10 protein-coding genes are annotated in these 12979 nt (G+C 67.7%); 5 read left to right on the top strand and 5 right to left on the bottom strand.

What is annotated here, in order from left to right; all coding sequences use genetic code 11:
• Positions 1–11: 11 nt before the first annotated feature.
• Positions 12–1223, bottom strand: coding sequence for a winged helix-turn-helix domain-containing protein (locus B7P44_RS28265; protein WP_084909179.1), 1212 nt, complete (start codon positions 1221–1223; stop codon positions 12–14).
• Between the two features lie 347 nt (positions 1224–1570).
• On the bottom strand, positions 1571–2959 hold the full coding sequence (locus B7P44_RS28260) for an MFS transporter (protein WP_084909178.1): 1389 nt from the start codon (positions 2957–2959) through the stop codon (positions 1571–1573).
• A 243-nt stretch (positions 2960–3202) separates the two neighbouring features.
• Between B7P44_RS28260 and B7P44_RS28255 the strand changes: the two genes are divergently transcribed.
• Both B7P44_RS28255 and treA read left to right on the top strand, forming a co-directional pair.
• On the top strand, positions 3203–3841 hold the full coding sequence (locus B7P44_RS28255; protein WP_084909177.1) for a TetR/AcrR family transcriptional regulator: 639 nt from the start codon (positions 3203–3205) through the stop codon (positions 3839–3841).
• Positions 3842–3970: 129 nt separating this feature from the next.
• Entirely contained in the window at positions 3971–5656 is a 1686-nt protein-coding gene (gene treA / locus B7P44_RS28250) for an alpha,alpha-trehalase TreA (RefSeq protein ID WP_084909176.1), read from the top strand.
• 59 nt (positions 5657–5715) lie between these two features.
• On the opposite strand, the gene B7P44_RS28245 is transcribed toward treA, so the two are convergent.
• Entirely contained in the window at positions 5716–7203 is a 1488-nt protein-coding gene (locus tag B7P44_RS28245) for a carbohydrate porin (protein WP_084909175.1), read from the bottom strand.
• A 105-nt stretch (positions 7204–7308) separates the two neighbouring features.
• On the bottom strand, positions 7309–7578 hold the full coding sequence (locus B7P44_RS28240; RefSeq protein ID WP_084909174.1) for a hypothetical protein: 270 nt from the start codon (positions 7576–7578) through the stop codon (positions 7309–7311).
• 1071 nt (positions 7579–8649) lie between these two features.
• Here B7P44_RS28240 and B7P44_RS37265 point away from each other — a divergent pair.
• Together B7P44_RS37265 and B7P44_RS28235 are read left to right on the top strand one after the other, a co-directional pair.
• Positions 8650–8787: a hypothetical protein gene (locus B7P44_RS37265; protein WP_167389828.1), complete on the top strand. Its 138-nt coding sequence runs from the start codon at positions 8650–8652 to the stop codon at positions 8785–8787.
• 110 nt (positions 8788–8897) lie between these two features.
• Complete coding sequence (locus B7P44_RS28235) at positions 8898–10544, top strand: NRAMP family divalent metal transporter (RefSeq protein WP_084909173.1); 1647 nt, start codon at positions 8898–8900, stop codon at positions 10542–10544.
• 132 nt (positions 10545–10676) lie between these two features.
• Here B7P44_RS28235 and B7P44_RS28230 read toward each other — a convergent pair whose 3' ends face one another.
• Complete coding sequence (locus tag B7P44_RS28230) at positions 10677–11573, bottom strand: helix-turn-helix transcriptional regulator (protein WP_084909172.1); 897 nt, start codon at positions 11571–11573, stop codon at positions 10677–10679.
• Positions 11574–11864: 291 nt separating this feature from the next.
• On the opposite strand from B7P44_RS28230, the gene B7P44_RS28225 reads away from it, so the two are divergent.
• A complete protein-coding gene (locus B7P44_RS28225) occupies positions 11865–12698 on the top strand; it encodes an autoinducer binding domain-containing protein (protein ID WP_084909171.1) in 834 nt (277 codons plus the stop codon).
• Positions 12699–12979: the final 281 nt, after the last annotated feature.

The following is a 12979-nucleotide window of genomic DNA, read 5'->3' as shown; positions in this document are numbered from 1 at the left end:
GCCGCTGCGCGTCAGCCGCCCGCCAGCGCGCGCGCGAGTTCCGGCGGCGCGCTGCCGACCTGCACGTCCGGCGTGCCGTGCCACGCCGCCAGCTTGTGCACGGCATTCGCGACGTCGCGCATCAGTCCGGCGCCGATGCGCACGTGCGGCTCCAGATGCACGGCCTTCAGCTCGAACACCTGTTGCGCGCGATGCGCTTTCGCATCGATCCGGCCGACCAGGCGGCCGCGATGCAGCACCGGCAGGCAGAAATAGCCGTAGCGCCGCTTGTGCGCGGGCGTATAGCACTCGATCGTGTAGTCGAAATCGAACAGCGCGGACGCGCGCCGCCGGTCCCACACCACCGGGTCGAACGGCGACAGCAGCGTCGTGACGGTCGAGCGCAGCGTGTCGGCCGCGGCGGCCGGCAGCAGCGCGTTCAGCGAAGGGTGCACGTACGCCGGCTCCTTCCAGCCGTCGACGGCGACCGGGATCAGGTCGCCCGCGTCGGCGAGCGCGTCGAGTTCCGCGCGGTACGAACGGCGCGGCAGCCGGTAGTAGTCGGCGACCCAGTCGGCGCGCACGACGCCGAGCGCGCGGCACGTGGTGTCGAGCAGCGCCGGCAGCACGGCTTCGCGCGGCGGCAGGTCGCGCGCGTCGTCCCAGCCGGGCAGGACCCGCTCGCGCACGTCGTACACGCGCTGGAAGTTGCGGCGCTCGGCCACCATCAGTTCGCCGGTCGTGAACAGCACTTCCAGGTGACGCTTCTCGGGCTTGCGGTCCCACCAGCCGTTGCCCTTCACGCCGTCCTCGCGCACGAAGTCCGCCGAGCGCACGGGCCCGTCCGCGTGAATCCGCGCGAGCAGCCGGTCGATGTCGGCGCGGTGGCGCGCATGCCAGTCGGCCGCGTATTTCCATCCCATCCCCGACGGATCGAGCATCTTGTAGCGCATCAGGCCGAACTGCTCGATCGGCAGGAAGCACGCTTCGTGCGACCAGTATTCGAACAGCTGCGCGTCGGCGAGGTGCTCGTCGAGCCATTGCGGCGCATACGCGCCGAGCCGGCTGTACAGCACGAGGTACGGGCTGCGCGCGACGACGTGAATCGTATCGATCTGCAACTGCGCCATGCGGCGGATCGTGTCGAGCACGTCGGCCTTGGTCGCCTTGCGGCGCGGCGGCGTCAGCAGGCCCTGCGCGGCGAGATGCAGCGCGCGGGCGGCGGCGGGCGAGAGCGTAAGCATCGGATGGGCGGGGAAGGGTGGCGGTCGGGCACCACTTTAGCGCGAAAGCGGCGCGTGCGCGCGAGGCGCGGCCGCGCCGCATCTGACAATCGTTGACAGATGCGTTGCCGAAGATTCCTTATAGTGCATTCCAGAGCGCGCTGCAGTGCGCGCGCCGATTCAGCTTCCGACGCACATACGTCCATGGCACGCAGGAAGCGAAGCCGGAGTGCTTGCCCCCATTAAGCGCTTCGGAGCCCTGAGCGGACATCCATGCGGCTGTGCACCGGCCCCGTGTGGATGTCCGCTGATTTTTTCCGCCGCGGGCTTCCGCCGAGTCTCTTCCGCCGTTTCCCGACCGTTGCTTCCTACTGGCGCCTGCCGCGCGCGACTTCGTCGCCGGCGTTCAGCGGCAGCCTGCGCGTGATCGGGATCGACGCGAACGAGCACAGCCCGACCACGACGAACGCCGGCCAGAAGTCGGACCAGGCCATCTTCGCGTGCCCCTGCGCCCAATGCGACAGGTGCAGCACGAGCCCGGCGACGGTGACGCCCAGCCCGAGCGACATCTGCTGCACGACGCTGCCGAGGCTCGTCGCACGGCCCGCGTCGCGCGGCGAGATGTCCGCGTAGATCATCGAGTTGAGGCTCGTGAACTGCAGCGCGGGGAAGATCCCGCCGACCAGCACGATCAGCCAGATCGCCCACGTCGGCATGCCCGGATGGAACACGCCGTAGGCGGCGATCGCAAGCCCCGCGAACGCCGCGTTGTAGATCAGCACCGTGCGAAAGCCGAAGCGGCGCAGCGTACGGGTGGCGGTCGAGCGGCTCACCGCGCCGCCGAGCGCCGATGCGCAGGTGATCAGCCCCGAGTGGAACGCGGACATGCCGAGGCCTTCCTGCAGCGCGAGCGGCAGCAGGAACGGCACCGCGCCGAGGCCGATGCGGAACAGCGAGCCGCCGACGACGCTCGCGTGATAGGTCGGGATGCGCAGGAACGTCAGGTCGAGCACCGGCCGCTCCTTGCGGCGCGCGTACGGCACGTAGAGCGCGAGCAGCGCGGCGCCCGCGACGCACATTGCCAGCGCGTTGCCGCGCGAGGTCAGCGCGCCGTCGATCAGCGTGAGCCCCATCAGCAGCAGCGCGGCGCCGCTCGCCGACAGCAGGAAGCCGAACCAGTCGAGCGGGCCCGGGTCGGGCTCGTGCGTGTTCGCGATGTGCTTGCTGGCGACATAGATGCCGTACAGGCCGATCGGCACGTTGATGAAGAAGATCATCCGCCAGTGCAGGTAGGTCGTGATGAAGCCGCCGAGCAGCGGCCCGACGGTCGGGCCGAACAGCGCGGGGATCGCGAGGTAGTTCATCGCGCGGACGAGATCCGCGCGCGGCACCGCGCGGAAGATGATGATGCGCCCGACGGGCACCATCATCGCGCCGCCGACGCCCTGCACGAAGCGCGCGAACGTCAGCAAGCCGAGGGAATTGGAGGCGGCGCACAACAGCGAGCCGGCGACGAAGATGCCGATTGCGGTGCGGAACACGGCGCGTGCGCTGAAGCGGTCGGCGAGCCAGCCGCAGATCGGGATGAACACGCCGAGCCCGACGACGTACGCGGTGATCGCGATGTTCAGCGTGACGGGGCTGTGCCCGAAGTCACGCGCCATCGCGGGCAGGGCCGTGACGATGATGTTTGCGTCGACGCTTTCCATGAACAACGCACAGGCAACGATGAGCGGTGCAAGAAAGACGGGCGACATGGGCGGGGCGCGCGTAAAGACGCCATTATGCACCGTTTGCTCCCGGCACGTCACGCTCGGCAACGGTTGTTTCGCATGTTGCAACAGTTGTTCTTTCGGCGGGGCGCGTGGAAGAGACGACTTCATCGCGTGACAGATGGTTGCGCGGTCATCGAATGTCACCCGCATGCCCCGTTTGACGGTGTGGACATCGCGTTCCTAGAATGTGAGCATCGACTCGCTTTCTCGACCCGCCTCCGCACCATGCCCCGCACGCCTGCCCGAACGCCGCTCGCTCCACGCAAATCGCCGCGCCAGCAGCGCTCGGCGGCCACCGTCGACGCGATCGTCGAAGCGGCCGCGCGCATTCTCGAGCGCGAAGGCTTCGACGGCTACACGACCAATGCGGTCGCCGCGCATGCGGGCGTCAGTATCGGCTCGCTCTATCAGTACTTCCCGAATCGCGACGCATTGACCGCCGCGCTGGCCGAACGCGAAAGCGCGGTGCTGCTCGACGATGTCGCGCGCGCGGCGTCGTTGCCGTCGTGCGAGGCGATCCTGCGTGCGCTGGTGCGCGCGGCGGTCGCGCATCAGCTGCGCCGTCCGGCGCTCGCGCGGCTGATCGACTTCGAGGAGGCGCGCCTGCCGCTCGGCGCGCAGTCGCAGCGGGTCACGGATCGCATCCATGCGGCGGTGCTGCTCGCGTTCGGCCGGGACGACGCGCCGCGGCTCGCGGCGCCGGACGTCGTCGCGCACGATCTGCTGGCGATGATCAAGGGCGTCGTCGACGCGGCGGGCCGGCGCGGCGAGACCGATGCGGACGCGCTCGACGCACGCGTGTGGCGCGCGGTGCGCGGCTATCTGCGCGAATCGTGCGAGTCGCGCGATGCGTCGCTTGCGTGACGCGCGCGTTTCGTGCGACAGTCGGGCGCACATAACGACGCGCATCGATCGACGGCCATCGAATCGGGCGCACCACGCGAATCGAGACCTCGTGCCGATCCACTCACCATCGCAAGGAGGGGACACGTCATGACGTCACGTCGTGCCGCATCGATTGCATCATCGCCGCCCGTGCGGCGCATCCGCTGGGCCACCGCGCTGGCGGTCGCTTATCTCGCCGTCGCGGGCTGCGCCGCGCAGGGCGACAGCGCGAACCAGGCGGCACACCATGCCACGACAAGCGCCGCCGTCCAGTCCGCACCGCCGGCAGCGAATGCGGTGCTGCCGTCGCCGAGCCAGCTGTACGGCGACCTGTTCGTCGCGGTGCAGACCGCGCAGCTCTATCCCGACCAGAAGACCTTCGTCGACGCGACGCCGGACACCGATCCCGCGACGATCGTCCGCTTGTATCGGCAGCAGCAATCGCAGCCGGGCTTCTCGCTGAAGGCGTTTGCCGGCCAGCACTTCACGCCGCCCGTCGACACGGGCGTCACGCCGCCGCCGAACCAGACCCTGCGCGAGCACATCGACTGGCTGTGGCCGAAGCTCACGCGCACGAGCGTGACGGTCCCGCCGTACAGCTCGCTGATTCCGCTGCCGAAGCCGTACGTGGTGCCGGGCGGGCGGTTCCGCGAAGGCTATTACTGGGACACCTATTTCACGATGCTCGGCCTGCAGGTGTCGGGGCGCGAGGATCTCGTCGACGCCATGCTCGACAATTTCGCTCACCTGATCGATGTGGTCGGCCACGTGCCGAACGGCAACCGCACGTACTACGCGAGCCGCTCGCAGCCGCCGTTCTTCGCGTACATGGTGACGCTCGCCGCGCAGGCGGAAGGCGACAAGGTCTACCAGAAATACCTGCCCGCGCTGCGCAGCGAGCATGCGTACTGGATGCAGGGCGAGCGCACGACGCCGCGCGGCGGCGCGACGCGCCACGTGGTCGCGATGCCCGACGGCGCGATCCTGAACCGCTACTGGGATGCGAGCGACACGCCGCGCGACGAGTCGTATCTCGAGGACGTGCAGACCGCGCAGGCGGCGCCGGGCCGCCCGGCGAACCAGGTGTGGCGCGACCTGCGCGCGGGCGCCGAAAGCGGCTGGGACTACAGCTCGCGCTGGCTCGGCGACGGCAGGACGCTCGCGACGATCCGCACGACGTCGATCGTGCCGGTCGATCTGAACAGCCTGATGTTCCATCTCGAGACGACGATCGTGAAGGGCTGCACGCTCGCGCGCGACGTTGCGTGCGTCGCCGATTTCACCGCACGCGCGGAGCAGCGCGCGAAGGCGATCAATCATTACCTGTGGAACCGCCGCGGCTATTACGGCGATTACGACTGGCAGCTGCGCCAGCCGCGCGATGCGGTTACCGCGGCCGCGCTGTATCCGCTGTTCGCGGGCGTCGCGTGGCCGGAGCGCGCGAAGGCGACGGCCCGCGAGGTGCGCAAGACATTGCTGCAGCCGGGCGGACTCGCGACGACGACCGCGACGACCGGCCAGCAGTGGGATGCGCCGAACGGCTGGGCGCCGCTGCAGTGGATCGCGGTCGACGGGCTGCGCCGCTACGGCGAGCGCGCGCTCGCGAGGGAGATCGGCACGCGCTTCCTGACGAGCGTGAAGCACGTGTATGCGACCGAGGGCAAGCTCGTCGAGAAATATGTGGTCGAGGGCGCCGGCGCGGGCGGTGGGGGCGGCGGCGAGTATCCGCTGCAGGACGGCTTCGGCTGGACCAACGGCGTTATGCTGAAGCTGCTCGGGCTGTATGGCGAGTGACGCGCTCGCCGTGAACGGCGAGCAGCCCGGCGGCGTGCAAGCCGCCGGGCTTTCCCGCATCAGAACGTAATCGTCGTGCGTACGCCGACGACCGTCTCGTCGCCGATGCGTGCGCCCGGCGCGCTCGGGTTCGGGACGCCGCCCGACGGACGGAAGAAGTGCTGCAGGTCCGCCTGCAGTTGCCACCACGGCGTGACCTGGTACTGGTAGGTCGCTTCGACGACCGTCTCCGCGCGGCGCACCGGATAGCCGGGCGTCTGGAATCTGCCCATGTCACCGTCGAGCGCGCGTGCGTGCGAGCCGATCTTCGCGTAGCCGACCGCGATGCCGGCGACGTCGTTGTCGCGGCCCGCGAACGGCGCCTTCAGCGTGACGCCCGTGTTGACCGCGAGATCGACGACGTTGCGGTCGCCCGGCGCGCCCATCACGCGCGCGAACACACCCAGCGAGCGCGGGCTGTCCGGCGCCTGGCGCCACACCATCTGGTCTGCGACCGCATAGAACCCGTAGTTGCCGTGATGGCTCACCGGGATGCCGTTGCTGTGGTCCGTATCCGCGAGCGGCAGGCCGTCCGTGCCGGTGCGCAGGTCGTCGAAATGCTGCGACTGATACCAGACGCCGACCTTGTAGGTGCCCGGCAGGCCGGCCGGCTGCGGCGCTTTCGGGTCGGCCGGCGGCGCGTTGAGCGCGTACTGCACCTCGCCGATCAGCAGCGCGCCGCTGCGCAGGTTGAAGTTGGTGCCGTGCGCGTTGAGCTGCTGCGCATCGCCGCCGAAGCGGCCGGCCGGGTTGCCGTCGAACACGCCGCCCATCACGGTCCATGCGTCGGACGGTTTCACGCGCAGCCGCACGCCGAGCGACGACAGCGGATACGCGGGGCCGCCCGCCGGCAGGTCGGCCGACGGCAGCACGGGCCAGCCGAACGTCGCGTTCATGAACGACGCCGCGTACTGGCTCACCATGAATTCCTGGTCGAGGCTCTGCTGGCCGATCTTCACGTCGGCCTTGCCGTCGAGGAACGCCTGCTGGTACCACAGCTCCCACAGGCGGGTGGTCGAATTCGCTTCGATGCCGGTCGCGGTCTGCAGCGTCTGCAGGTTGCGCTGCGTGAGGTTGGTGCCGTGGATCTGCAGTCCGGACACGTTGAACGTGCCGCCCGGCAGGCCGATCGCCTTGCTCGTGTCGACGTTCAGGCCGAACTGCGTGAGCCCCTGGTATGCGCCGCCGCGTGCGGTGCCGCCCGACGTGTTGTACAGGTATTCGCTGGTCTCCTGCAGGTTCAGCGTGACGCCGTGATCGCCGAGCAGGTCGCGCAGGCCGCCCATGTTGCCGAGCAGGTTCGAACGCTCCCAGAAGCCGGTGGGCGCCGGCGCGGCGGCATCGGCGGCCGGCGCTTGCGCGGCGGCGGCATCGCTGGCGCCCGCGGCCGGTTCGGGCGCGGGCGACGCGGATTGCGCGAACGCGGGCGCGGCGGCGAGCGACAGCAGCAGTGTCGCGCATGCGTGGAGACGGGTCTTGCGCAGGGTGGGCTCGAGGTGGTTTTTCATGCGAGTTCCATTGACGGATTGATTAGTGTGACTAATGGAATGAACCGGTGATGCAAAGGGGGCGCGGACGGTGCGCGGCACGCGGCCCGTCCGCGCGGCCATGCTTTACGGCAGCCAGCCGCTGACGCGCCAGACCTGCGCGAAATCGAGGCGCGACGCCGCCGAGCATAGCAGCGCGACCAGTGCCACGGCGCAGGCCATCCCGCCGAGCACCGCGCAGTCGGAGGCGCGAGCCGGGAGCAGCGCGTCCACGAGCGCATTGCCGCGCCAGTTGCTGGCGGCATGCGCGAGCGGCGACAGCGCCGAGACGAGCGAGCGGTTGCAAGCGACGTGCACGTACCGCTTGAGTCTGACCGCGAACGATTGAAAGAACATGACGTTGCCTCCGTCCGGTCCGGCGGCGAAGCCGGACGACGTGATGGATCCCGGGCGCGCGCGGTGCGGCCTGAGATCGGCGTTTGATACGGTACGGAGCGTGCGACGGATGAACCGGCGATGGCCGGTTCGGAAGGAGGCGCGCTAACCCGACGAATGCGAGCTAGCGGCGAAGGACATGCCCTGGGCTGCTGCTATCTCGCGATGGCTTGGCCGGCTTGAACCGGCATCGAACTGCAACTAGAGCATGTGTCCACGGAGGGACTCCTGTGTTGAATTGCGGCGGATTGTAGTCGCGTCGTTTGCTGCAGCGCAAGTAAAAATCACACAAAATTTGCACCTGTTGCACATGCATCGAGTCGACGCACCGCGATCATTTCAACGCGCGCAATCGGCCCGCGCCGTCGTCCGGACCGTTGCGCATGCGCACCGGCGGCCGGGAGGGGATACGCACGCGCTGAAAGGTTCGGGCGCGTCATTTCGGGAACAAATCTTTCAGTGCCCGAGCCCCGGAAATATTTTTCCGAAAACGGGGATTCAAGGGGTTGACTTCGGTTTCGGGCGGTCCATAGAATCCGCCATCTTCACTCTTGGGGCGAACGCCTTGGACGCTTGCAGTAGTCGATCTTCGAACGAGTTTTCCGCCTGAGCGACCAACGTCCGCGCCTTTCCAACGCCGCCGTTTGTCACTGAGGCAAACGGTGCGCGCAGCAGTACTTCGCAGTAACTCCCTACGTGCACCCTGATTCGCGCCAGAAACGCGTGCTGCCATCGCGCATGCGCCGTCTGGTTTCGCCGCCGCCCGGCATGCGGCCGCGTTCGCGCACGCCTTTCGCAGGCCTGCGCACGCGGTGTCCCGCATGCAGGGCGGCGGTCAACCGTGTTCTTCCGGAACACCGAACAGGAGCCGCCATGAACGACAGTGACAGTTGTCCCTTATGCCGCCAGACCCCTTTCAATCCGGGTCGCAGGGACACTCCGGCCGCATAGCCTGATTTCGCTCAGGCGCCGGACTGGCCCCGCGCCCACGACGCGGCCGGCACGCACGCTGCCGCCGCACGGAGCCAGACCATGAACTTCGGCCTTCTGCTGTCGCAACTCCCGCACGTGAACGAATCGCGCCCGTACTACGACGCGATGCTGTCGCTCGAAAAACGTCAGACGGTATTCGTCCGCCTGCTGAACCAGCTGAAATCGTTAGTCCACTAAAAGCCGAGCGCGCCTCGGCATGCGCATGCGCGGCTGCCGCCACGCGGCTGCGCACGCTCATGCCAAGGTTACACGCTTGAAAAATAACCATTAGTCGTACGGAACACATCATGTCCACGCCATCCAACGTTTCTCCACCGATCGCCGTCGAACGCAGCGCCGTGCTCGACGAAGCCCATCTGGGCGACATCAAGGGCGCGCTCGGCACCATCGCGCATCACGACACTGCCGCGCGCGGCACGTGGTGGGCACGCTTCCGGACGCTGCTCGCGATCCTCGGCCCGGGCCTGATCGTGATGGTCGGCGACAATGATGCGGGTGCATTCGGCACCTACACGCAAGCGGGCCAGAATTACGGCACGACGCTGCTGTGGACGCTGCTGCTGCTCGTTCCCGTGCTGTACGTGAACCAGGAAATGGTGCTGCGCCTCGGCGCGGTGACGGGCGTCGGCCATGCGCGCCTGATCTTCGAGCGCTTCGGCAAGTTCTGGGGCGCGTTCAGCGTGATCGACCTGTTCCTGCTCAACGCGCTGACGATCGTCACCGAGTTCATCGGCATCACGTTCGTGCTCGACTTCTTCGGGCTGCCGAAGGTCGCGGGCGTGTGCGTGGCCGCCGCGCTGACGATGGCGGCGGTCAGTACCGGAGACTTCAGGCGCTTCGAGCGGTTCGCGGTGGTGCTATGCCTGCTGAGCCTGCTGCTCGTGCCGGTGCTGGTGACGATCCATCCGCCGGTCGCACAGATGACGCGCGATTTCTTCGTGCCGAACTGGCCCGCGCACGCGAAGCTCTCCGACGTGATGCTGCTCGTGATCGGCATCGTCGGCACGACGGTCGCGCCGTGGCAGCTGTTCTTCCAGCAGAGCTACGTGATCGACAAGCGCATCACGCCGCGCTTCATGAAGTACGAGAAGGCCGACCTGTGGATCGGGATCGTGTTCGTGCTGATCGGCGCGGTCGCGATGATCGGCTTCAGCTCCGCGCTGTTCGGCGGGCGTCCGGAGTTCGGCAACTTCACCGACGCGGGCGGCATCATCGCCGGCCTCGAGAAGTACGCGGGCCGTACGAGCGCGACGCTGTTCGCGGTTGCGCTGCTCGACGCGTGCATCATCGGCGCGGCGGCCGTGTCGCTGTCGACCGCGTATGCGATCGGCGACGTGTTCAAGATCCGCCATTCGCTGCATCGCAACGTGTCGGACGCGAAGGGCTTCTATCTCGTCTACTTCGGCATCGTGGCCGCCGCCGCCGCGATCGTGCTGATTCCGGGCAGCCCGCTCGGCCTGCTGACGGAAGCGGTGCAGACGCTCGCGGGCGTGCTGCTGCCGAGCGCGACCGTGTTCCTGCTGCTGCTCTGCAACGACAAGCAGGTGCTCGGCCCGTGGGTCAACTCGACGAAGCTCAACATCTTCACGGGCGCGGTGATCTGGGTGCTGGTGATGCTGTCGATCATCCTGACCGCATCGGTGATGTATCCGGACATCAGCGGCGAGGCGATCGTCGACGTGCTGGTGGGCGGCAGCGTGTTCGCGATCGTCGGCTATCTCGCGACGGTGCTGATCCGCCGCAACAAGCGCGTGATCGAGCCGGGCGTCGACCGCTCGTTGCGCGGCACGTGGCGCATGCCGCCGCTCGACACGCTCGAGCCGCAGGTGATGACGCTGACGACGCGGATCTGGATGGGCGTGCTGCGCGGCTACCTCGTGATCGCGGTCGGTCTCGTGATCGTCAAGGTCGTGCAGATGATGCTGCTCAAGTAACACCGCCTGACGGATGCGGCGCCGGACCCGGCACCGCGTCGCTTCCCGTGCATGCCGGCCTGCGTGGCCGGCATGCGCGTTTACGGCGTGCGAAACAGTGCAAAACGGTGCAAAGCGCCCGCGGTGTCCGGCTCAGATCAGTTCGAGCTTCGACGTCAGGTAGGTGAGCTGGATCCGGTTCGCGACGCCGAAGCGCTTGCGCAGCTTGCGCAGGTGATAGTCGACGTTGTGCGCGCTGGTGTCGAGGCGTCGGCCGATCTCCTTGTCCGACGCGCCTTCGGCGATGCCGATCAGCAGTTCCTGCTCAAACGGCGTGAGGTCGTTGACCATGCGCTCGCGCGACGTCGCGATCAGTTGCGGCGATGCGAACCGGTGCACCGACAGCCCGATCGACAGCGCCTGCTCGACCGTCGCCGGCGTGATCCATTCGCGCGTGCGGCGCGGCGCGGTGAAGCTCATGAACGCATTCAGCCGCGTGCCGGGCACGGCCATCGAATACATGATGCCGCTGCACATCCCGTCGTCCTCCAACGTCTGCAGGAAACCGTCAAGCGCGGCGCACGGCACGAGCGCGCCGTCGTCGCGCTGCCGGCGCAACTGCTGCAGGTCCCACACGATCGGCATGTTGCACATGCGCGCGCCGAGCGTGCGCGGATCGACGTCGTAATGGCCGTGCCGCACATAGTCGCCGCGATAGGCCGCGGGCGTGAACGCTTCGTGGAGATAGACGCGCTCGACGCGCTCCTGCGCGAATTCGAGCGCGAAATACGCGAACGTCGTGAAACCGGTCAGATGCAGCAGGCACGTCACGATGCGATGGCGCTCGGCGGTGCTTTGCGCGTGGGCGAGCGTGTCCGCGACGCCGAGCCGCGGCGCGTGCGGCTGCTCGACGCCGCCGCGCTTCACGTCGTCGCACCAGACGACCTGCACCGGGCGCGCGCGCGGCGCGTCGGCGCGATACGTGGCGTCATCTGAAGGAAATTGAAAGCCTGGGGCGACCGCTTCTTCATGCAAGGCAATATCGGACATGAGTCATCCCTCGGAATCGACGCGCACCGTCGCGGCGGGCCATATCGTGAACGGCCGGCCGCGGCAGTGCGATCGAAGCATCATGTTTATATGCGCCGATCATCATCCTGACAAAACGCGGGGGCATTGTACAAAAACGGTGGCGGGCGCGTAATATGCCGTAATACTAATCGCGCTGAAAGTTTCATGCAGGCGTACGAATAGAAATGTAAGAAACGTAATAAAAAAGAACAGACCAAGTCGTGTCGGGGCTTCTGGATTCACATCATTGGGACAGGGGACGGGCTCTTCATGACACGTGTCGACGGTATGCCACTCGTCGAGTGGTTCTCGCAGGCCGACCTGGCGGTCGCTGCCGCGGGTTCGGCCGAATGGCAGGCGATGAACCGGGATGTTTTTCCCATTGCGCAATCCGCGGCCGGTAAAGCCGACCCGGGCGCATTCGATTTCGCGCAATGCCATGCGCGCTTGAGCCAGATCGGTTTCAGCACGCTCGGTTACGGCGCCTATGAAATGATCGGGCGACGCATGCTGTGCGCGCATGTGCTGCGCGATCTCGCGCCGGCGACCTTCATGCAGCCGTATATCGAGGGCATGCTCTACGAGGCCGATCCGCGTTTCGCGCAAGCGCGCCAGAGCGGCTTTCCGGTTGCGTGGCAACTCGACGAGATCGAGGCGGCGGCCTGGCGCGACGGCGATCGCAAGGTGCTCGCGCTCGCGGGCCACCTGCGCGCGCATGCGATGAACAGCGGCGTGATCTTCAGCCTGTCGGCGCCGCGGCTCGACCTGCGGGTCGCGGTCAACGTGACGTCCGAGACGCACGGCACCGACTGGATCGACGATCGCGTGATCGGCGGCGCGCTGTCGGTCAGCCTCGCGGTGCATCGCGTCGCGCTGCCGTTTCTCGAGGCGCGCGTCGCGCGCGCGCGCGGCTTCGCGCTCGGCCAGGAACAGCAGGCGGTGCTCGACCGGCTCGTGCACGGGCTGTCGGACCAGGAGATCGCGAGCGCGCTGCGCACGTCGCTGCACAAGGTCGGCCTTCACATCCGTTCGCTCGAGAAACTGTTCAACGTGCAGAACCGCGCGCAGCTCGCGTATCTCGCCGCGCGCCGGCTGCGCACGTAGGCGCCGTTCGCGCGCATCACGAGCGTGCGCCGGCGGCCGGGAAGGGGCGCAACGCCCGACATCGCGCATGAACACGCGACGATGGGAGCGGTTCCGGCCATGCACGTCCAGGCCATTCCCCTTGGTTGCGCAGTCCGGCTCGTTCGTCTCAATCGTTTCGTTATCCGATTTTGTTTCGGATTTCGCGCCGATTCCATCAATCGTTGCGGTTTTCGTTTCCGTCCGACGCTGCCGTAGCGAAAACGTTGCGATACGCGTCGGGCGCGAACGTTTACGCGCGC

It is taken from the genome of Burkholderia ubonensis subsp. mesacidophila (genome assembly GCF_002097715.1).
GTDB classification, from domain to species: Bacteria; Pseudomonadota; Gammaproteobacteria; order Burkholderiales; family Burkholderiaceae; genus Burkholderia; species Burkholderia mesacidophila.
The sequence above is the reverse complement of the archived record's forward strand: the minus strand, read 5'-3'. Positions and strand labels throughout refer to the sequence as shown.